Genomic DNA, 21171 nt, shown 5'->3' with positions numbered 1-21171 from the left:
CGATCACGGAGTAGTTCGGTAGGCTGGGGAAAGAAAAAACCGTCTCTTCAAAGATCGACGGGTGCCGGGCAATCTGTATGCAAAACCCGCCAGGTTTTATTCTGGGCAATGTTCCGCTGAACCACCGAACGCAAATCCGACGATTATCCTATTTCACCGCAACTCTCATCTTCGCTGAGGCCTTCCGCTTTAGTCGGAGTCAGTAGCCTCAACCCGTTGTATGCTTTCTCTGCCAGCCCCAGCTGGGAGGGCGATTTTGAGGGCTTCACTCAAAACGAATAAGCCTCATATTTTTGAATTTAATGAACAATAATTCATTCAAATGTAGATTTAATAATTTTTATTACTTAGAGGATTATTCATAAGGGGTGCCCAGCAGCCAAAAACACCAAACCCCGCACCACCGAAGACACCCGCTCATAAGACCCCAACGGCCGCCGGAAACCCGTGTGCAAAATACGCCAGGTCTTCACCTGAGCAATCACCCGCTCCACCACCGCCCGGCGTGAATTAATGAATCTGTTCACCGCCTTCACATCTGCAGGTGTCCTGCGGGTTTTATTACGCCTGGCCGGGGTAGCCAACCCCAACCCGATATAACCCTTATCAGCCAAAGTGCTCTCATCAAGATATCTTTCCAAGCCATGATGTTTGAAGGCGTAAGCATAATGCCTGGCCCCGGGCACCGGGTCTGTGATAGCCAGCAACTTTCCATCCAAGGTGCAGATGACTTGGCGGTTAACCCCGGCACGTTTGTGTTTTCCTGAGAAGTTTGTTGCACTTAGTGAGCGCCAGTTCCAGGTAGGTATGAGTGTTCCATCGATCACTAAAGATCCAGGCGTCTTTAGCGCTGATTCCATGGGTTTCATCAGAGGTTTGGGTACCCTGGCCAGTGCTTTTTCAATGCTGGTGATGGTTCTGGAAACTGTTGGCTTGGATACGCTGAAGATGCTTGCAAGCAGTTCTTCGGTGACGTTGTGCCGATGGTAGATTAGCGTCATTTTGAGTGCTTGAGTCAGGGTGAGTTTGTGTGGTTTTTCGGCTGGTTTATTCCAGGTGAGATGGTTTTTAGGGCGGTGAGCAGCGTGGCGAATTGTTCGCTGGTGAGCCCGGTTATACGCTGGTTGGGCAACGGTCTCTTCGGTATGGCTTGAGGTTATTTCTGGCGATTTAATCCTCTTATTTTGCTACTGGTGGGGCCGTTGTCTCTTGGTGGGGTGTGGTTACCCCCTTATGAATAAGCCTCAATAATTATTCTGGAATAGAGAAAAAACATGCCGGGGAGAGAAGAAAAACTTTCCTCTCTCCGCGGCATGATCTCTCAGTAATCTAAATCCGCGAGATGCCTAAAAACTAAACCTGGTTAATAGGGCGAGATTCAATATTGCTGTAGTTGTTCCATTGGGCTCTACCATTTGTTAAAGTCATAGATCGCAGATTGTATCCCGAATAAATCGTTCCACTGGAATAGCAGTAGGAGCCGCTGGTGCCCGTTACTGTAAACGCAGTTCCAGGCCAAGTTTGTGTGGCATTTTCTCCCACAACGGGGTTAGTCGATGCTCCATTAAACTGGAGAGTATAAATATCATAGTTAGTTGTATTGAACGTAGCTCCCCTAAGACCTGTGAGAGTACTCTGTTGGGCGGGTCCGGAAATTGTCCATGCGGGGTTATCCACTGTAGGGTTGTTGACCATTCCGCGGGGTACGGCAAAAGTAAAGGTTAACCCTGACAGCGTCGCAGTGGTATTTCCTACTGTGGTATTTCCAATATGACCTACGGAGAATCCAGCCACCTCAGGTGAGACGGGTACTGAAGTGCTCAAATAAAATTGGTTAATGGTACAACCAGTGCGTATGTAATTAGCAGTGACGCTTTTGCCAATATAATACTGCGGTGCCGGAGACGCCGCATAAGCAGGAACCGCTGCAGTAGCTGCAACGACGGGCGCTGCCCATGCTGCACCCTTGGCAATCTGACGGCGCGTGAGTGAAGTAGACATTAAAATCCTATTCATCGGGGGAGTGAACGAAACAAACAGAGGCCTGAAGGGTATCATTACAATTGAATCAATCTATTTATTTCAATACTAAAGCTTAAACACAATTAGCTACAAAAAGCAATAAATAAGTATAGAGGCTTATTCATAAAGGTTCCGAAGCCGCAAAGAAGATCAGCGCCCGCACCAGAAGAAAACACCGGCCCATAAGAACGAAGCGGCCGCCGAAAACCAGAATGCAGAACCCTCCACGTTTTCACCTGCGCAATCACCCACTCAACCACTAACCGCAACCGAATAATCTGACGATTATTCCCTCTCACCGCAGCCCTCATCCTCACCCCCGGCTTCCGTTTAGTCGGAGTCAGCAGCCCAAGCCCGATATAGCCGTTATCCGCCAGAGTAGATTCATCCAGGAATCTTTCTAACCGGTGAAAACGAAAAGCATGCACATCATGACGGGCCCCTGGCACCGGATCAGTGATAGCCAGCATTCTTCCATTCATTGTACAGATGACCTGATGGTTGAAACCAGCACGCTGGTGTTTACCTGAAAATAATGCCTCCCCTTGTGAAGCCCAGTTCCACACCGGAATCAAAGTGCCGTGTATTACCAGTGAGCCGGGGATATTCTGGAGAGGTTCGAGCGCGGGGCTTTCAGCTCTTTTAGCTTCAATAGTGCGCCTTTGATGTGGTGGATGGTTCTGGAGATCGTAGATTAAGAAACCCAAATGCTTCGGCTAGAACCTCTTCAGTGAGGTTATGACGGAGGTAAATGAGGGTGATTTTGAGGGCTTGGTTGAGGTTGAGGGCGCGTGGTCTGGTTGCTGGCTTGTTCCAGAGGAGGTTTTTGTTCAGGGCTGTGATGAGTGTGGCGAATTGGTTGCTGTTTAGCCCGGTTGTAGGATGGTTTTACAACGGTCTTTTCCGGTTTGGCTTGAGTATATTATTGGCTTTTATTCTCATTTTTTGTCGCTGGTGGGGCCGTTGTCTCTTGGTGGATTTTACCCCTTATGAATAAGCCTCTTAGACTGTCGGAGTAAGCGAACAAATTATAACCACGCTCGCACGTAACTTCTTCTAGCACCCCTCCCCCTCCCCGAAGAATAGGAATACTTATGTCCCCCTCCCTTACTCGTCGCCAGGTTGCCAAAGGCGCTGTCTGGGCAACTCCTGTTGTTGTTGCTACCGCTGCGGTTCCTGCCTATGCGGGCTCACGCACATGCAACCTTGATGTACTTGGTGCTGGTAAAACTTTCTTTGATTACGGCGAACGAAATATTGATCAGGCTACTAATCTCACCGATGGATATGTGGAGATTGATGACGGACGTCTTCGAGTTATCGGGCTAAATGACGGAGAAACGGTAACTTCAATTAGCTACTCTATTCAAGTTGAGGTCGCCGATGCTTCCCGTACGGCAGGCATTGATCAGGGCTACGATGACCCCAATACCAGCACAGTTGAGATTAACGACTCCGGTTTAGGAGATGGCTGGCAACTGGACGGCGGAGAACAGGCTCAGACCATAAGCACCACGCTGGAGGATGGTTCCTCGAGGGAGTATGACATGTGGACAGTCTGGTTCTCAAACAACAGCAATCCCGGTACTTACTCAACCGATGAAAATGGGTGCAATGTATTTGATTCCACTAATGTTGTGACCCGCGATGGTGGTTTTTCCATTCATTACCCCGATTTTGTTGGCTATACAGGGGATGCACAGCAAATCGTGGTCAACCAGGTCATGCGATTCACCATCCTTACTTCCCAAAACCGACGCATCACCTATTATGGCTACCTTTTTGATAACTCCGCTACCAAGGGAACCGTCACTAGAACCACGACAGTTATGTAATTAGAGAAGCATCAAACATAATTCCATTGTTTTATGAATGATGCTTAAACCACTCATTTTTCTTTTGTTTTCTTGACATAGGGTTTGAGAAAACACAATATAACAATAACGTCGACTAAAAATCGGTACTCCATTCTTTCGAATGAAGCACCGATTTTTTATCCCTCTTTTGTCTCATATACCCACAACACCCCACAACGTAGGCTTAATCATGCACCCAGTTCTTGAGGAAATAGAGATCCCTCAGATCTGAAGACTTTTCTTCGATAACGGTGAGTACGTTATGGAACGCGATCTTGCGCTCCACCAAAATAGGGGAAAATTATTATGAGCATTAATCGTCGATTATTCGTCAAGGGCACCGCATGAGCAGCACCCGTCGTCATCGCATCCGCATCTGTGCCTGCATACGCAGCTTCCCAAAAGCAGCAGTATTTCTTGGGCAGATCTTGGGTCGCCAAGACCACCTTCACCGGTACCAAAACTGGAAAGAGCCTTGCCGAAGGATTGCCCGCTCCCTCACGGGCAGGTAGCGTTCCACAGACCGTTGTAAACTTCAACCCCGACGTCTGTGCTCCTCTCTTCGATCACTACTACGTGCAGTTCTCTGAAGCTTTCACGACCGCTAACGGATACTGAGAAGACTTCACTTCAGGGTGGATTTACACTCAGGTGAAAGAAAACATCACCCCATATAAAAGCCCGGAAACAACTCGTGGTTGCTCCCGGGTTATTTATTTTAAGCTGGCTTTATCCTTCTTTGATTTTCTCGATATAAGCATCTGGATCAAAAGGCACATAATCCTCGCTGGGAGCTTTGCGGCTGTCGCGCTCGTCCAACTTGCTACCTAAGATTCGATCCACCACAAGGGCAATAGCGCCGTCACCCGTGACGTTCGTAGCAGTACCAAAGGAATCGAGTGCTATATAGGTGGCGATCATCAACGCCACCTGCTGCTCGCTAAACCCAAGCATGGACTGCAAAATGCCCACCGCTGCCATAATGCCGCCACCAGGTACACCAGGAGCTGCAACCATCACTACGCCGAGCATAAAGATAAAACCAATCCACTGCCCCGTCGTCAACCCAATATTCTGAGTAAAAGCAATCGCCATCGCAAAAGCAGTAATCTTTGAAGTCGAGCCTGCCAAGTGGATAGTGGCGCACAGAGGAATAACGAAGTTAGCGATGGGATGGCGCACACCATTCTTCAAAGTTTGACGCAAGGTAACCGGAATAGTTGCCGCCGAAGACGAGGTTCCTAACGCCGTCAGGTAAGCATCCTTCATGTTCCACAGTGCTTTAACGGGATTTACCCTCGCTACCGCACCGGCAACTCCAAACTGCGTACCCAAAATAACAACTTCAAGAATAAGAAGAACCACTACTACCGTAAGCAAAGTAGAGATAACCTGCGCTGCCTCACCAGACTGCGTAAGGTTCAAAAAGATACCAAAGATATGAAGAGGCAACAGCGGAATAACCACCCGCGAAATCAGCGCTGTAATAATTTCACGAAACTCCAAGAAACCACGGCGTAATACGCCGCGAGGCATAATGGACAGACCAATCCCTATGACAAAAGAGAGCACGAGCGCCGTCATCACTTCAAAAGGGGCAGCGATCTCGATGGTGAAGTATCCAGAAGCTGCAGCCAACGATTCTTCAGAAGCCTTCACATCTGAGAAAGTTCCCGGATTCAATAAACTCGGAAAAAGCCATGCGCACACAATATAGGTGAGCACACCAGAAAAGATGGTAGAAGCATAAGCTAGAGCGGCTGTGAGCCCAAGCCATTTTCCTGCTCCTCGCCCCAAATCGCCAATCGCAGGTATAACCAGGCCAACGATAATCAGCGGGACAGCGAATTTAAGAAACTGCGAAAAGATATCGTTATACGTGTAAAAAACACGCGAAAGACCGGTGGGGAAAAACTGCCCACACACCAAACCCAAGATAATTGCCACAATAATCCAGGGCAAAATCCCATACTTCTTGAGAGCGCTCATAAAAAAATCAATCGTTCGGAAACATGTAATTATCAAATCTTGTCACACTCCCGGCGGTGCTAAGAACTTAGGGGTGGGCATGTTCAAATACTGGTTCGGCCAAAGCCTTGCGCATAAAGAAAATCCCCGGGCTCATTCTTAGAGAACGAGCCCGGGGATTTTCTAAAATCTAAACTGATTTAGAGACTACTTGCCTGCCATCAGTTCGCGCATGAGCTGAGCAGCCTCAGAAGGAGTCTTACCCACCTTTACGCCTGCAGCTTCAAGAGCTTCTTTCTTAGCCTGTGCTGTACCAGAAGAACCAGAAACAATCGCACCAGCATGACCCATGGTCTTACCCTCAGGAGCGGTGAAACCAGCTACATAGCCAACAACAGGCTTGGTGACGTTTGCCTTGATGAACTCAGCTGCGCGCTCTTCAGCGTCGCCACCAATTTCACCAATCATGACGATGCCTTCGGTCTCTGGATCAGCTTCGAAAGCTTCTAGCGCATCAATGTGGGTAGTACCAATGATGGGGTCGCCACCGATGCCAATCGCGGTGGTGAAACCGAGATCGCGCAGTTCGTACATCATCTGATAGGTGAGGGTACCCGACTTGGAAACCAAGCCCAGCTTGCCCTTACCGGTGATGTTGCCGGGGGTGATACCAACATTGGACTGCTCGGGGCTGATGATGCCGGGGCAGTTAGGTCCGATAATGCGGGTAATCTGCTTACCGTTTGCATCGGTCTTGGACTTAGCATGTGCCCAGAACTCAGCTGAATCCTGTACGGGAACACCTTCGGTAATGACGACGACGAGGGGAACCTCAGCGTCGATTGCCTCGATAACGGCGTCCTTGGTGAATGCCGGGGGAACGAAAACGATCGAAACGTTCGCGCCGGTCTTCTCAACAGCTTCAGAAACTGAACCGAAAACGTCGAGCTCTACTTCGTTGCCCTCTTTGTTGGTGTGGGTAACGGTAGTGCCAGCCTTGCGTGCATTGACGCCGCCCACAATGTTTGTTCCGTATGCGAGCATACGAGCGGTGTGCTTTGAGCCTTCGCCGCCGGTGATGCCCTGAACGATGACCTTGGAGTCCTTGTTCAAAAAGATAGACATATCTATATACCTTCTAAATTCTAAAAATTATCGGCGAATTTACGCGTTGTGAGCGAGCTCAGCAGCCTTGTCAGCACCGGAGTCCATGGTGTCTGCCTGGTGCACGAGGGGGTGGTTAGCGTCGTTGAGAATCTTGCGACCTTCTTCAACGTTGTTGCCATCTAGGCGTACTACGAGAGGCTTAGTTGCCTTGTCGCCGAGAATTTCCAGAGCCTTGACGATACCGTTTGCTACGGCGTCACATGCGGTGATGCCACCGAAAACGTTAACGAATACAGACTTAACCTGCTCGTCGTTGAGAATGACATCGAGGCCGTTTGCCATTACCTCAGCGGATGCGCCACCACCAATATCGAGGAAGTTAGCGGGTTTTACGTTGCCATGGTTCTCGCCAGCGTAAGCAACGACGTCGAGGGTAGACATAACCAAGCCTGCGCCGTTACCGATGATGCCGACTTCGCCGTCCAGCTTCACGTAATTGAGGTCGTTTTCTTTTGCCTTAGCTTCCAGGGGGTTCTCTGCTGACTTGTCAACGAGAGCCTCGTGGTCCTTCTGGCGGAAATCAGCGTTGTCGTCCAAGGAAATCTTGCCGTCGAGAGCAAGGATCTTGCCGTCGCCGGTCTTCACCAAGGGGTTAACCTCAACGAGAGTTGCGTCTTCTTTGTCAAAGACCTCACCGAGAGTTACGAGAACTTCGGCAACCTGATCCTTGATATCTGCAGCGAAACCAGCTGCTTCAACGATTTCCTGAGCCTTTTCAGCGTCCAAGCCCTTAGCAGGATTGACCTCTACCTTAGCGAGCGCCTCGGGACGTTCCTTAGCCAAGGTTTCGATATCCATGCCGCCCTCTACCGAGCACATTGCAAGGTAGGTGCGGTTGGAGCGGTCGAGCAGAATGGAGAAGTAGTATTCTTCCGCGATGTCTGCGCCCTGGGCAATCATCACACGGTTGACAGTGTGACCTTTGATGTCCATGCCCAGGATCTGCTGTGCGTATTCGAATGCTTCGTCTGCGGTCTTAGCAACCTTAACGCCACCGGCTTTGCCGCGGCCACCGACCTTAACCTGAGCCTTAACAACGGTGACGCCGCCAATCTTCTCAGCAGCTGCTTTTGCTTCTTCTGGAGTGGAGGCAACGATGCCCTGAAGTACGGGAACGCCGTGCTTCTCGAACAGATCGCGTGCCTGGTATTCAAACAGGTCCACTGGATTCCTTCTTCGTCGAAGTATTGCTGACTGTTTCGGTGTCAGCTCTCTTACCCGAGAAGTCTGGCGGTGAGCCTCTCTGCTCAAGGTGTGTTTTTGTAAAAACGACCTTCAGTCAGAGAGGCAGACCACTAAACTTCTTTCGTCTGCAACTTTAGCGGAAATTAGGCGGTAGTGAGCAACTTTGCAGGTCTAACTCACGTTCTTGGCGAACATTAAGAAATTTTTATTCGAAATCTGCTGATTATTTACAGATAAGTCGAGTTCTGATCGGCTGGGGAGGAATACCAATCGTAGCTCGATGCGGGGAACGACCCACAAGGAGCAAAGCTGTCCCAGGCGCTGGCGGTGTTCCACCCGCTGGCCTCTATCCAGGCGTTGATGCTATCCCACGACTTGTGGTCGCCCCATTCCGAGGGGATTCTCCATTCTGAGGGGATGGACCAGTCGGTGGGAGCTGTCCAGGAGTCATCGGCAGGAATAGTTGCAGGTGCTTCTGGAGCGGACGGCGTGGGCTGAGCAGGTATGGGGGTAGCAGGTTTGGGCTCAGTCGGTTTTGGCGTAACAGGTTTAGTCGGTGCCGGATTCGCTGGCTTCGTCGGAGCAGGTTTTGCAGGCTTAGGAGTAGCGGGGGCGTCTGCGCTGTCCGATGCAGGCAACGTACCCGGTGCGTATCCCGCAAAATTCTGGGTGTAGTAAGGGGTGCCGTCTGCTCCGTAAGCAATACCAATACCGATATGAGTCGCTTTAGGATCGGTCATATTGCGGTAGTGTCCTGGAGAATTACGCCATCCAGTAGTTACCTGCCCAACCGAGTACCCCGCAGCCACATTTTCTGAAGCGGTGATCCACCCCTGGGGAAATTTACTCGCAAAGTTATCGCAGTGCGCCATATATCCCTGCGCTGCCTGCTGCTGAGAGCACCCCTGAGCCACGCTATTCAAGACATTGCTTAGTTTGAGAGGAGGAAGACCAGCTTCTGCTCGCACGCGATTTGTCTCTTTGAGAATCTGTGCCCTAGCAGCTACAACATCTGAGGTTGCAAAGGTTGACGCCGAGGAGAGAACCGCTGGTTTTTCTTCGATAGAAGGAGCTTCTTGAGCGTTGGTGACGCTCAAGGAACCTACACCTACTAAAATAGCTGGGGCAACGGCGAGGCCGCGAAGCAGTGAAGATGACATGTCATCTCTCTTTCAAAGTAGTCGATCGTTGACGAGTTACCTTTGAAGTCTAGAGAGGACTCACACTTCGAATAAAGCTCCATTTGTGCTGGTCAGACGCTACAAATGCCTCTAGTCGTCCCTAAAACTACACCTGCTGTACGCTCAATATTTGCCTTGTGGCGCTTTATGCGTCTTTAACTTCCTCAATCGCGTCGAAGACTGACACCACCACACCGGGGGTATGAGAGTTGCGGGGAACCATAAGATATTGGTGCTCACCAATACGCCACAGCATTACTTCTGATTCTCCGACGTTACAACGCCAAGCGCTGCCCTCTCCAAAGAATTTAGGAGCGTTTTCTTCAAAACTCACAGTTCGGGCGAGAACTTCTGCGATATCGGAACCGGCAAGTTCAAGCACCGACCGGTTGAACGAGACGTCTAGAACTAACCCGGGATCTTTGCCCAGGGCGCTATTGAGCGCGCGTCCCAGCTTTGCAGGATCTACCTGGCTGACCACCAAAAAAGTATCTTCATGCACCCATAGGCACGCAACAACTTTGCGGGTACCAAAGAAAATTTCCTGGGCCTTTTTATCACCGGATACTTTGCCGGGGGCTTTGGGTAGCTCAGCACCCAAAACTTTCTGCATACGGCGCGCAGCCTCAGAATAAGGGTCTACTTCAATACGCATCAAAGTCAGTGAAGGGACTTCTTGAATCTGGAGATTGTTATCGCTCAGACGATCCATGTCTTCGGCAAATTCAGACGCGGTGGAAGGAGCAATTCCTTCTTCAAGATCTGTATGCGGGAGAGGAACGGAGGTTGTTGTCATATCAATATGACGGTTTTACCCCTCCGTTCCTCACGCTAAATATTTAGTTTTTCATCGGAAAGATTGCGCTATCGGCTGTGCTTACATAGGGAACATAGTCGGTGGCAATTCTTCGTCCTCAGCCGAAGTAGTTCCACCGGGGTAAGCGGCGTAGGTGATGACGATTTGAACATTGGATTTATCCAGAGGATCAACCGGTCGAAGAGCAAACCCTACGTGGGTGTACTTGGGATCAAGAATTTTTGCCCGCTCGCTGGTCCGCTTCATCAACTTATTATCAACCGCGTCGTATGCCGAAACGCCGAAAGAAGTTGATTGTGAAGCGCTCTTCCAGCCTTTGAGCATAGAGGGTGAATTGAAGTTGTAGCAGGAGTATTCCAACCCGGAAGCTGCACGAAGGTTCAAACACTCACTTGAGACAGAATTCAACGAATTGCTGTACTTCAGAGCGGGCAAGCCTGCGGCTTCACGTTGTGCATTGATTTGGCTCAACATAGCCATTTGACCGTTGATGGTGTCGCGGTAATCCCATTCGGGATTCCACCACATCGGTGAGATAGCGATATCGCTATCCTTCTCGATCTGGATGGGAGCGGCTTGAGCGGATGCTGCACCGAAAACGCCCAGTGCAATGCTGCCCATGGCAAAGGTTGTAGCAATTTTGGATAGTTTCATAGTTTTTCCTCAAACAGTAGTCGTTATCCAGCCCAAGAAGTACGGGGGAGATTGGAGTCATCTTGCGGGAATACTGTGTTCTCGGAGTAAGAAGCAAAAGTGATTACAAAGCGTTTATCTCCCGGGGCAAGATAACCCATGCTGGAACCTACGTGGGTGAGATTAGGGTCGAGAATCTTTGCACGGCCTGAGGGAGTTGCCATTAGCTGAGGGACGACCTCATCAATCTGAGCTGCACGAACCACAGATTGACCTGCCCCCTTGTATCCCTGCACCATAGGCGAAGTGAAGTTATAGCAAGGGCGATCTAGCTGGTAAGGACTCTGAAAAATCTGACCCAGGCAGTTATTGGACGTCCACGACAAAGTGTTGCTGTACGTAACGGGCTTGAGTCCGTGCTGAGCTCTTACCTGATTGATATCTTCATAGATTCCGATTCGTGCGTGGGCAACATCCCAGATAGTCATGGGTATGGGTTCTGTAGGTGCAAAAGTGCCCTGGGATGCAGGAGTTGAAGGAGTTCCAGTAAGACCCCCTGTAAAAGCCGCCTGAGCAGGGGCAACACTCAAGAAGGCAAGAGCAACTCCAGACAAAGCGACGGTGCATTTCTTTGCGAGAGACTTCATCACAATTCTTTCGATAGAGGTCAAAAGTGACCTTTTGTGGTTTAAATTTCAGTTATCCGTACAACTGATACTCATCACTCTAAAAAGAATTTTGCCTAGTCAACTTATACTTAAGTACAAATTTTTAGCTTCTATTCAATCTTCTTCAGGGGCGCATAGCGCAACAGAAGCCGCTTCACTTCACTCGCGAATTTCACCTTGGCAACCGTCTTATCCCCAGCACCTTCCACAGCAATGACGCTGCCTTCACCAAAGGTCGAGTGCTCAACCCGATCACCCACGTTCAGCAACGGAATTTCCTTCTTTTGCTGAACCCGAGCTGCGTTCTGACCGCGTGCGGCAGCTTTCAAGCCGTAAGCTGCCGAGCCGTTGACTGCACTGGTAGACGGCTCCGCCGGACGCCGTCGCTCCCCCGCGCCGCCAGCAGGCGAGTCAAAGCGCTGTGAGTAAACTGAGTTGCCCCAAGAGGACCCAGTCGAAGCGCCAAATCCGCGATTACCAAAGCCTCGGTCAGTGCCAGCACCACTCATCCGCGAACCCATCAGGGTACCCAGGCGCTTCCATTCGATGAGTTCTTCAGGAATTTCTTCCAAGAAAGGGGAGGGCGGGTTGAACTGGCTCTGTCCCCACATCGAACGGTTTTCCGCGCGAGTTAGGTACAGGCGTTCACGAGCGCGGGTCAAGCCCACGTACGCCAGGCGACGTTCCTCACTCATTTCCCCCTCATCGGTCAGGGCCCGCTGATGGGGGAAAAGCCCGTGTTCCATACCGGTCAAGAAAACCACGGGGAATTCCAGACCCTTAGCGGTATGCAACGTCATCAGAGTAACTACGCCCTGCGAGCGCGCTTCTGCAACCTCAGCGGCGATTTGAGCGGCGGTGGGGCCTTCGCCGCCGTCGGTTGCCCGGGGTTTATTGGGGATCTGGTCAGCGTCGGCAACCAGCGCCACGTGCTCGAGGAATTCTTCAAGTGTGGAACCTGGATTTTCAGTTTCAAAATCGCGTACAGCATCGACTAACTCGGACAGGTTCTCTACGCGTGATTCGTCTTGGATATCATTTGACTCACGAAGCGCCTGCAGATAGCCGGTTTGCTCTAGCACAGCTTCGAGGCAGGTTGCAGCGGATTCTGTGGCCGCCAGCTGCGCTAAGTCATCGACCATTTGCACAAAAGCAGCAATTTTCTTCTGAGCGGCGGCACCTAAACCAGGGACGTCATGAACGGCGCGCAACGCCGCCATGAAAGAAGTTCGCTGTTGTTGGGCGAAGTCTGCAACTTTACCTTCAGTGGTAGTGCCAATCCCTCGTTTGGGTTCGTTGAGAATACGACGTACGTTGACATCGTCGTCAGGATTCACCAGCATGCGCAGGTAGCTCAACGCGTCTTTAATTTCTTTTCGTTCGTAGAAGCGTGTTCCGCCGACCACCCGGTAGGGATGGCCCATGCGCATGAGCAAGTCTTCAATGGTTCGGGACTGCGCGTTAGTGCGGTAGAAAATCGCGATATCACCGGGGGCAACATCAAAATCATCTCGAAGTCGGTCAATCTCCTGGGCGATAAATCGTGCCTCAGCGTGCTCAGATTCGGCGACGTAGCCGGTAATCTTTGCGCCGTCGCCCGACGCCGTCCACAGCTTTTTGGGGCGGCGGTCCTTGTTACGCTCAATCACTGCGTTAGCTGCGCTCAAGATATTTTGGGTGGAACGGTAATTTTGTTCCAGCAAGATAGTGCGAGCGTTCTTGTAATCCGTCTCAAAGTCAGTGATATTGCGAATATCAGCGCCACGGAAGGCGTAGATGGACTGATCTGAGTCACCCACTACCGTCAGTTCGGCAGGTTCAACTGACGAAGGATACGGAGTCTGCTCGTTTGAATTTTTCGGGTTGGTACCGACCAGCTCTCGCACCAGCGCGTACTGGGCGTGGTTGGTGTCCTGGTACTCATCCACCAGAATATGGCGGAAACGGCGGCGGTAATACTCGGCTACCTGAGGGTAAGTACGGAGGAGGTGTACGGTTTGCCCAATGAGGTCATCAAAATCTAGCGAATTAGCTGCTTTGAGCCGCTCGGTATAACCCTTATAGACGTTATTAATCGCCATATCCCAGGGGTTGGAGGGATTCATATTCCGTGAGAAATCGTCAGTATCAACCAGTTCGTTCTTGAGCTGGCTAATCTTGTTCTGCAGAGCCTTAGGAGCAAACTTCTTAGGGTCAAGGTTCAGCCCCTTAGCCACCAGGGTAATCAAGCGAAGCGAATCGGCGGAGTCATAAATCGAGAAAGTGGATTTCAAACCCAGCGCTTTTGCTTCGCGGCGGAGAACGCGCACACAAAAACTGTGGAACGTAGAAATCCACATTTGTTTAGCACGAGGGCCAATAAGCTCTTCGATGCGTTCTCGCATCTCAGCTGCCGCTTTATTGGTAAAGGTGATAGCCAGAATCTGCCCTTGATGCGCCCGTCCGGTCGCCAGCAGATAGGCAATACGATGGGTGAGCACACGGGTTTTACCTGAACCCGCGCCAGCAACAATCAGAAGTGGTGAGCCACCATGGATGACAGCTTCTTTTTGCTGCTCATTCAGTCCCTCAGTTAGATGCTCCGCGGCTGGCGAGCCGTGATCCCATTCGGACATCGCCGCGGGTGCGTACATGTCATCCATGCCGTAGCCGCCCACCTGGTAGGCAGGGGGCATAAAGTCAGCTGTTGCAATATCGTCGGGGACGTCGAAGTTCGGCATGGGCTCTTCGGTGGGTTCCCACTCAGGTTCATCGTCTGCAAAGGGCTCGATGAAGTCAGGTTCGTCTGCGCTCCCCCCGCTCGCTGAATGGGGCAGGGCGGCATGGGTAGACGCCGCGTCCTCTGCCTGGGGCGACCGCGGGGGCATAAAGCTGTCTTCTTCATCAAATAGATAGTCCATCGCATACCCAGTTTAACCCGAACGTTTATTCGAAGAGCAAGACTTTCGCCGCAGACAAACACCTAAATGTTCCATAATGGTGAAGACAGAGTTTTATAGACGGAGTGGTGATTCTTGCATGGGTCTTTCAAAAGGTCAGAAAAAACGTCTCTACGGCAACAATATTGAAGCTAAAACAACGATTGCACCGCCTGCTGAGACGGCGCACAAAGCCCGCACTCAGTCTGTACGCCATGATTCTGTTGAAGCTAACCCGGAATCCGGCAAATCCTTCATGTTCGCTGGCGTGGCTTTTGTGATTGCTGTTTTACTCATGCTTTATTACTATCTGTGGGTGCTGCCGGAGATGAGCGAGCGAGCAGGAACTACTATTTCGGAACTGAAATTCTGGTTTGATCAACAGCATGCATTAGCCGTAAACCAGGGGTTGGGGCGTGACATGCTGGTGCAATACCAGTACATCCATCGCTCCTCCGGGTTGATTTTCCCCTTGATTTTTGCTGGCGCGTGGGTAGCTATGATTTCTGCTTCGCAGTTTGCCAAAACTGTTTCGCGGCTGATGATGGCGGTGCCGGTTCTTTGGGCGCTTGTCTTTATTCTGGGCAATTTTGTTCTCGACGCCGCGCTGGCGAACCCGGCAACAGGCCCGGTAGGCGTAGCAGCTTTGTTGGTTGCTGTGCGCTGGGTTCTGTTTATTGCATGCTGGGTGCAACTGGGCTGGATGGCTGTCCGACTAGTGCAGGGCAAGATTGATGCGTTCTCCCGCGGCGCGCTGAAGGGTCAGCAGCCGATTCGGTAGGTAGACGGCGGCACGCTTCTTCAGCTCAACAAGAAACGACCACCAGAGTGCATATTTGACCAGCATATGCTGGTCAGGTTGACACTTTGGTGGTCGTTTTTAATGTTGTCGTTTGTGCCCCCGAATGGATTCGAACCATCGACACCCGCTTTAGGAGAGCGGTGCTCTATCCCCTGAGCTACGAGGGCTAGCTTTGCAAAGGATTTAGCCTTCAAAAAGACTCTCCTCAGTATAGCTACCCTTTCGGCGCAATCCCAACCGGTATGCCAGACTTGAGGCGTGACGATTTTGATTGACCCTCCCGCCTGGCCTGCTCATGGCACGGTCTTCTCGCATTTAGTTTCAGACACTTCTCTGGCTGAGCTCCACGCATTCGCCAGAGCTAATTCTCTTTCAGAACGAGCGTTCGATTTAGACCACTATGATGTCCCCGCAGAGATTTACGATCACCTCATCGAAGCAGGAGCAGTAGCGGTAGACGGCCGCGAATTGACGCGCAGGCTCATCCGCTCCGGGTTGCGGGTCCCCCTCAAAGAGCGTCCGCCAAAAATCAAAAATACGCTACTAGTGCGCTGGGATTCATTACTCCCCCACCATGAAGAACTCGGCGAGCACATCCTCGAACAGTGGAGCGCCTCAACGCGGGCTTATCATAACAGCGCACATCTACTCGAAATGCTGAATGCTCTCGATACACTCTATTCCCCCGACGCCCCACCCCGAACCGCTATACTCGCCGCGTGGTTTCACGACGTCGTCTACGACGGTAATCCCGGTCAGGATGAGCGAGCTTCCGCCGACTACGCTGCCGATACGTTAACGCCGCTGGTCAGCACTGGAGTACTTGATACGCAGGAGATTGAAGAAGTTACCGAGCTCATTAAGGCAACAATAACTCACGAGGTCTCACCCCAATTCCTAAGCACACTCTCCGCCGAGGATTTTGCTTTATTTCTCGACGCCGACATGGCGATTTTAGCTGCAGATTCAGCTCGCTACACCCGGTACGCCCAGGCGGTTCGTTTCGAATACGACCATATCAGCGATGAGGATTTCAGAGCAGGAAGAATCAAAGTTCTGAAAGGTTTTCTTGCACGAGAATCCATTTATCTCTCTCCGCAGGGTCAGGCGCTATGGGAGCAAGACGCCCGCCGCAATATACATACAGAGCTTGAGCAGCTAGCAGCTACGGCCGAGAAGAATTCTTTTTCTTCTTATACAGTCCCCGGGCAATCAGAAGGCCCAGAATAATGCCGATGCCGCCGGTAATGGAAACCCACATCGCCGCATGTCCAGCGAACATCGCAATAATAAGACCGATAATAATTCCGGGTATCGCACCACCAACCATTCCAACCGCCATATAGGTGAATTCTTGATCAGATCCGCTGGTGGGGCTTTCAAATTGAGTAGGCATGTTTTCCATTCTAATAGGTTTAGTGTGCGTATAGTCTGGACGTTCGCCCAGCGCAACTGCCTGCCTACTGGAAAAGAAGGCATAAAAAATGCGGCCCTGCTGGTCGTACTGGGCCGCACTACCGATTCACTCGGCGGGTTGTTCTTTCAGTTAAAGAAAGAAAGTTTTGAGAACACTCACTACATTAGACCAGAATGAGAGTTCATGAAAAGGGAGCTGCCGCTGGGCGAGCTCCCCTTTCAAAGTTCTAGAAACTAAACCCTAAGGCTTAGAGACCTGCAACGGTGTAGTAACCGTCTACGGGCATGAATCCGCCACCGTCAACCGAAGTCTTCAAGGTGCCCTGACCGGGGTTAAGAGCGGAGATCATTTCGCCGTTACCAACGTAGATACCAACGTGAGCGTAACCGTTAGTGAAAACGATGTCGCCGGGCTGGGGGTTAGAGGTAGGGGTCAGCTCGCCTGCCATTGCGTAGGTGTAGGAGGTAAGGTTGATGCCCTGCTGTGCGAATACGTAGGATACGAAGCCTGAGCAGTCCCAAGCCTTGTAGGACTCGCCGCCCCAAACGTAGGATCCACCGATACCATCGTATGCACCTGCAACGATAGCTGCACGCTTACCTTCAAGGTTCTGAGTCTTTGAATCCTGAGTCTTTACAGAAGCGGTGGTGTTCTCAACTGCCGCGCCGTTGGTGGAGTATGAGGTGGATGATGCGTAGTCAACAAGAGTAGGAGTGGAATCCACTGCTGCGGGGGTTGCTACTGCGAAAGCATTTGCGGGAGCTACAGAACCAATCAGTGCTGCACCAGCAACTGCTGCTGCACCTGCGTTACGTGCAATGTTGTTCTTCTTAGCTGCCATGTGACGAGCGGTGCTCTTTGCCATTTGAATTTCCTCCGTTTGCCTCACGAGGTAAGCTGTCGGGTTCGAGTAGAAGGTTCACTCGGTTACATTTAGATCTGCAACTTCACCCCAAGGGCTCTTTATGAAAGAACCCAAAGATTGGGTCCCCCGCTTCTGCCAAAACATTTTCTATAAATTTTGTGACCTCGTTGAAACAGTGGCAGAACTAGGCGTTCTGTTTCGAGGGTGCCTTTCCGACCAGTGATTGGCACGAGAAAGACATTACACAGTCAAAACCGAATTGTCACGTTTTGGTTACGAAATTTTTTTGAGCTCCTTCAAAAACCCCAAATAATCCCACAAGTCTCCAAGTTACATATTACGTATTTTTTATCGCCAACCCCACTAAAATACCGGAGATACACTGATAAAAGCACTCAGGAAAATCCCACATTCACACACAAAACCAACATCGTGAAGGTCTCGAAACGATATATTTTTTCCTAAAGGAGATAGCTCACATCATGCACTTTTGGAGGTTCTCACCTCAAAAATGCCCCTTTTAACGACCAAAGGTCACAAACATATAACTTTCATCAGCAAACTGACAATTTATCGCTTGACGACGACCGCCTGGGCAACATCAGCAGAGAGGTGAAGAGGGGCATCCTCACCATCAGCTTCTACCCGAACCTCTCCATCTGCAGCCGAAACGACCGAAACGGTAGCGCCATAGACGATGCCGGCGTCACCCAATTCCTTCAGCAACTCCATATCGGTCTGGATAGATTCAGGAAATCGAGTGACCGTAAAGCGATCTTCCGGGCCAGAATCTTGAGCTGCCACGGCCATACTCACAGTCCGCGCGTCATTTTGCTCGGACTCAGCGCCGAGTTCTTCTAAGCCGGGGATAGCGTTGCCATATGGAGAAAACTTTGGCTCATTGAGGATTTCAAGCAGACGGCGTTCCACTCGCTCACTCATGACATGCTCCCAGCGGCACGCTTCATCATGAATGTAAGCAATGTCCAAACCGATAACATCGGCAAGCAACCTTTCAGCCAAGCGGTGCTTGCGCATGACTTCTACGGCTTTTTTGCGCCCTTCAGCAGTGAGCTGTAGTGAACGATCCTCGGCAACTTCAACCAGCCCATGCTTTTCAATTCGAGCCACAGTTTGCGAAACAGTAGGACCAGAGTGATCAAGACGCTCGGCAATTCGAGCACGCATGGGAGTGACTCCCTCTTCTTCAAGCTCAAGAATAGTGCGCAGATACATCTCAGTTGTATCAATAAGATCAGTCATTATTTCCTCTGTCTCGATTCAAGCCCTATTACTACTTGTACGTATAGGCTCTATATATTTTATGCCCTACTTCTGAATGCTGGGATTCGAGGTATCCACAACTGAGAAACCGAAGCACAATGTGAGAGGTTTCCGTAACACTTTTACTCCATAGTGTAGTCGAGGGCACAATAGGAGAAAACCACATGTTGAGTCATCTCCGCAATGGATTCAGCCGAGACATTGGAGTAATCGTGAATACATTCCCCCCAGTCCCCCAGGAACTTTTACCCCAGGACGGCAGATTTGGTGCCGGCCCTTCGAAGGTGCGCCCCGAGCAGGTGGAAGCAATTTCCCGAGCAGGGGCCCAGCTTTTGGGAACGTCTCACCGCCAAGCTCCGGTGAAGAATTTGGTGAAAGAAATTCAAGAGGGGCTCAGGGAATTCTTCGGACTCCCCGAGGGATACGAAATTGTTCTGGGAAACGGTGGTGCCACTTCATTCTGGGACGCCGCTACGTTCGGGCTGGTTCGACACCGTGCTGAGCACTTATCTTTTGGCGAGTTTGGTTCCAAGTTTGCCCAAGCAACCGCTAAGGCGCCCTTCCTTGAGGAGTCGCTGGTTATATCTGCAGAGCCCGGATCTATGCCGACGCTGGAAGTTCAACCAGGAATTGATGTTTACGCCTGGCCTCAGAACGAAACCTCCACCGGAGTCTCTGCCCCGGTTCTTCGCCCCGCAGGAATCGACGACGACGCGCTAGTTATCATCGACGCAACCTCCGCCGCAGGCGGGTTAGCTGTTGATATCAGCCAAACCGACGTCTACTACTTTTCTCCCCAGAAGAACTTTGCCTCCGACGGTGGTCTCTGGTTAGCAGTATTCTCACCTGCAGCAATCGCCCGAGTTGAAGAAATTATTCAAAGCGGGCGCTGGATACCGGATTCACTCAACCTGCACACGGCGATGGAGAACTCCCGTAAGAACCAGACCTACAACACTCCGGCGCTTTCCACCTTGGTCATGCTCGCTGAGCAGGTTCGCTGGCTCAATCAGCAAGGCGGGATCGCTTTCGCCGCACAACGTACAGCCGAATCGGCGTCCAGAGTGTATAGCTGGGCAGAAAAATCATCCTATGCCGCACCCTTTGTGAAAAATCCAAAGCATCGCTCAAACGTTATCTGCACCGTTGATTTTGACGAGTCGATTGACGCTACTCGAATTTCTCAGACACTACGGCAAGCTGGCGTGGTCGATATTGAACCCTACCGAAAACTGGGAAAAAACCAGCTACGTATCGCTACTTTTACCGCGATCGAACCAGACGATGTCTCAGCTTTACTCCGCTGCATTGACTACGTGGTAGAAGACCTCGCCGCAAAGTAGAAGCACATAAAAGAGGAAGCGCTAGTCGATTTCCTTAGACTCCACGAGGTCTTCTATCTCTTCAGTGATGATAGATTCCTCGTTGAGGTCTTCTTCTACGCCCTCTTCAACATCTTCAATTTCGTCTTCTTCGCCCTCGAAATCGCCGTCAAGCTCAGCTTTTTCTGCCGCAGAAATATCTTTCGTACGCTCAGCCCAGGGGACCCAAGCAGGAGCCAACAGAGCATCATCGCCGGGCAGCAAGCCGACCTCGCACACCGTAGCGACTTTCGAGCGCGGCGCCCGAGAGAGTGTGGCAAACCAGAACCACCCACGGTAACCGGGCATAGTGCATTCAAAAAGATGAGTGGTGAGGCGCTCTTCTTCGCCCCTCATATGATGCACAGGACCAATTGCAGCGGAATCAGCGATTTCTTCGATTGCTCGCAGAGCAACATCCTTTGCTTCCGCCAGCTGGGGATCAATCTTCGATGTACGACGACGCTTCATCGGCACACCAAATACGGATTCACCTGCTGAGGCCGAAGCGTTTGCAGAGACAGCAAAAGCATCTTGCGTACCCGCAGAAGACTCATTCGCAGTGGAAAGCTGGCTCTGGGGCATAGTTTCAGTTTCTACAACAGATTCGTTGGTATTTACCGTTTCTGACATATCCCTATTAAAGCGTGAAACAGCAAGCGACGCTAAAACCGTTGGCCTTTTACAGCAAAGAGCACAACTATTCTTGTTCGGAGGATAAAGATTGATAGCTTAAAGGAATGAACGAGAAAACAACTTCACCCCGCTTTGATGGGCCTGTCCGCAGTCTAGCCATCATAGGTGGGGTACTTGCGGCAATTTCTATCCTTGCCGGCGTCGCTATGTTGCTGATGACCTGGGCACAACTCAATCCGCCCTATGTTTTAACCTGGCTTACTATGATTCTGTTGCCCATCGCTTTTCTTCTGATGCTGACCTCGTTGATTCTTTTAATGGTGCGCCGCAAAACCACCTAAGAGTTCAGGCTAAGAGCCTTCCGCTGGCCGCATCCCCTTCAGCTAACTCC

21 protein-coding genes, 1 tRNA gene and 1 riboswitch are annotated in these 21171 nt (G+C 50.9%); of the genes, 6 read left to right on the top strand and 16 right to left on the bottom strand.

Annotation, left to right across the window (positions count from 1 at the left end; all coding sequences use genetic code 11):
- Window positions 1-359: 359 nt before the first annotated feature.
- The 3 genes from ACFR81_RS10265 to ACFR81_RS10255 all read right to left on the bottom strand — a co-directional run bounded on the left by ACFR81_RS10265 (window position 360) and on the right by ACFR81_RS10255 (window position 2729).
- Complete coding sequence (locus ACFR81_RS10265; protein WP_343876454.1) at window positions 360-1019, bottom strand: transposase family protein; 660 nt, start codon at window positions 1017-1019, stop codon at window positions 360-362.
- Between the two features lie 334 nt (window positions 1020-1353).
- Window positions 1354-2001 carry a hypothetical protein gene (locus ACFR81_RS10260; RefSeq protein ID WP_343876385.1) on the bottom strand — a complete coding sequence of 216 codons (648 nt, stop codon included), beginning with the start codon at window positions 1999-2001 and terminating at the stop codon, window positions 1354-1356.
- A 104-nt stretch (window positions 2002-2105) separates the two neighbouring features.
- Window positions 2106-2729 carry a transposase family protein gene (locus tag ACFR81_RS10255; RefSeq protein ID WP_343876384.1) on the bottom strand — a complete coding sequence of 208 codons (624 nt, stop codon included), beginning with the start codon at window positions 2727-2729 and terminating at the stop codon, window positions 2106-2108.
- 387 nt (window positions 2730-3116) lie between these two features.
- On the opposite strand from ACFR81_RS10255, the gene ACFR81_RS10250 reads away from it, so the two are divergent.
- Complete coding sequence (locus ACFR81_RS10250; protein ID WP_343876383.1) at window positions 3117-3857, top strand: hypothetical protein; 741 nt, start codon at window positions 3117-3119, stop codon at window positions 3855-3857.
- A gap of 399 nt (window positions 3858-4256) precedes the next feature.
- A complete protein-coding gene (locus ACFR81_RS10245) occupies window positions 4257-4496 on the top strand; it encodes a hypothetical protein (RefSeq protein WP_343876382.1) in 240 nt (79 codons plus the stop codon).
- 111 nt (window positions 4497-4607) lie between these two features.
- On the opposite strand, the gene ACFR81_RS10240 is transcribed toward ACFR81_RS10245, so the two are convergent.
- The 8 genes from ACFR81_RS10240 to pcrA form a co-directional block, all read right to left on the bottom strand.
- The gene (locus tag ACFR81_RS10240; protein ID WP_343876381.1) at window positions 4608-5867 is read right to left on the bottom strand and encodes a dicarboxylate/amino acid:cation symporter; all 1260 of its coding nucleotides are present in this window, start codon (window positions 5865-5867) and stop codon (window positions 4608-4610) included.
- 186 nt (window positions 5868-6053) lie between these two features.
- The gene (gene sucD, locus ACFR81_RS10235) at window positions 6054-6971 is read right to left on the bottom strand and encodes a succinate--CoA ligase subunit alpha (RefSeq protein ID WP_145173760.1); all 918 of its coding nucleotides are present in this window, start codon (window positions 6969-6971) and stop codon (window positions 6054-6056) included.
- Between the two features lie 39 nt (window positions 6972-7010).
- Window positions 7011-8177 (bottom strand): ADP-forming succinate--CoA ligase subunit beta, encoded by a 1167-nt coding sequence (gene sucC / locus ACFR81_RS10230; protein ID WP_068169186.1) that lies wholly within the window; start codon window positions 8175-8177, stop codon window positions 7011-7013.
- A gap of 248 nt (window positions 8178-8425) precedes the next feature.
- Window positions 8426-9358 (bottom strand): CAP domain-containing protein, encoded by a 933-nt coding sequence (locus tag ACFR81_RS10225; protein ID WP_343876380.1) that lies wholly within the window; start codon window positions 9356-9358, stop codon window positions 8426-8428.
- Between the two features lie 166 nt (window positions 9359-9524).
- Window positions 9525-10175 (bottom strand): sarcosine oxidase subunit gamma family protein, encoded by a 651-nt coding sequence (locus ACFR81_RS10220; RefSeq protein ID WP_068169192.1) that lies wholly within the window; start codon window positions 10173-10175, stop codon window positions 9525-9527.
- Window positions 10176-10256: 81 nt separating this feature from the next.
- Window positions 10257-10850, bottom strand: a complete 594-nt coding sequence (locus ACFR81_RS10215; RefSeq protein ID WP_343876379.1) for a CAP domain-containing protein — start codon at window positions 10848-10850, stop codon at window positions 10257-10259.
- Window positions 10851-10873: 23 nt separating this feature from the next.
- On the bottom strand, window positions 10874-11476 hold the full coding sequence (locus tag ACFR81_RS10210; RefSeq protein ID WP_343876378.1) for a CAP domain-containing protein: 603 nt from the start codon (window positions 11474-11476) through the stop codon (window positions 10874-10876).
- Between the two features lie 131 nt (window positions 11477-11607).
- Entirely contained in the window at window positions 11608-14130 is a 2523-nt protein-coding gene (gene pcrA / locus ACFR81_RS10205; RefSeq protein ID WP_377148946.1) for a DNA helicase PcrA, read from the bottom strand.
- Window positions 14131-14515: 385 nt separating this feature from the next.
- On the opposite strand from pcrA, the gene ACFR81_RS10200 reads away from it, so the two are divergent.
- Window positions 14516-15196 carry a hypothetical protein gene (locus ACFR81_RS10200; protein ID WP_343876377.1) on the top strand — a complete coding sequence of 227 codons (681 nt, stop codon included), beginning with the start codon at window positions 14516-14518 and terminating at the stop codon, window positions 15194-15196.
- 115 nt (window positions 15197-15311) lie between these two features.
- Here ACFR81_RS10200 and ACFR81_RS10195 read toward each other — a convergent pair.
- A tRNA-Arg gene (locus tag ACFR81_RS10195) sits at window positions 15312-15384 on the bottom strand.
- A gap of 91 nt (window positions 15385-15475) precedes the next feature.
- Here ACFR81_RS10195 and ACFR81_RS10190 point away from each other — a divergent pair.
- Window positions 15476-16447 (top strand): DUF4031 domain-containing protein, encoded by a 972-nt coding sequence (locus ACFR81_RS10190; RefSeq protein WP_343876376.1) that lies wholly within the window; start codon window positions 15476-15478, stop codon window positions 16445-16447.
- Here the strand turns inward: ACFR81_RS10190 and ACFR81_RS10185 are convergent.
- The 3 genes from ACFR81_RS10185 to ACFR81_RS10175 all read right to left on the bottom strand — a co-directional run bounded on the left by ACFR81_RS10185 (window position 16383) and on the right by ACFR81_RS10175 (window position 18762).
- Complete coding sequence (locus ACFR81_RS10185; protein WP_145173776.1) at window positions 16383-16613, bottom strand: hypothetical protein; 231 nt, start codon at window positions 16611-16613, stop codon at window positions 16383-16385. The two genes, ACFR81_RS10190 and ACFR81_RS10185, sit on opposite strands and share 65 nt — an antisense overlap.
- Before the next feature lie 268 nt (window positions 16614-16881).
- A complete protein-coding gene (locus ACFR81_RS10180; protein WP_151145248.1) occupies window positions 16882-17499 on the bottom strand; it encodes a C40 family peptidase in 618 nt (205 codons plus the stop codon).
- Between the two features lie 4 nt (window positions 17500-17503).
- Window positions 17504-17650: riboswitch (cyclic di-AMP (ydaO/yuaA leader) on the bottom strand.
- 419 nt (window positions 17651-18069) lie between these two features.
- Window positions 18070-18762 carry a metal-dependent transcriptional regulator gene (locus ACFR81_RS10175; protein ID WP_068169214.1) on the bottom strand — a complete coding sequence of 231 codons (693 nt, stop codon included), beginning with the start codon at window positions 18760-18762 and terminating at the stop codon, window positions 18070-18072.
- A 233-nt stretch (window positions 18763-18995) separates the two neighbouring features.
- Here ACFR81_RS10175 and serC point away from each other — a divergent pair, with 233 nt between their 5' ends.
- On the top strand, window positions 18996-20126 hold the full coding sequence (gene serC / locus ACFR81_RS10170) for a phosphoserine transaminase (RefSeq protein ID WP_343876375.1): 1131 nt from the start codon (window positions 18996-18998) through the stop codon (window positions 20124-20126).
- Between the two features lie 21 nt (window positions 20127-20147).
- Here serC and ACFR81_RS10165 read toward each other — a convergent pair whose 3' ends face one another.
- Entirely contained in the window at window positions 20148-20777 is a 630-nt protein-coding gene (locus ACFR81_RS10165; RefSeq protein ID WP_190617838.1) for a DUF3027 domain-containing protein, read from the bottom strand.
- 107 nt (window positions 20778-20884) lie between these two features.
- Between ACFR81_RS10165 and ACFR81_RS10160 the strand changes: the two genes are divergently transcribed.
- Window positions 20885-21121 carry a hypothetical protein gene (locus ACFR81_RS10160; RefSeq protein WP_145173787.1) on the top strand — a complete coding sequence of 79 codons (237 nt, stop codon included), beginning with the start codon at window positions 20885-20887 and terminating at the stop codon, window positions 21119-21121.
- Window positions 21122-21171 lie beyond the last annotated feature (50 nt).

The sequence above is a fragment of the Rothia amarae genome, assembly GCF_042677725.1.
GTDB classification, from domain to species: Bacteria; Actinomycetota; Actinomycetes; order Actinomycetales; family Micrococcaceae; genus Rothia; species Rothia amarae.
This window is presented reverse-complemented; position numbering and strand designations above follow the sequence as displayed.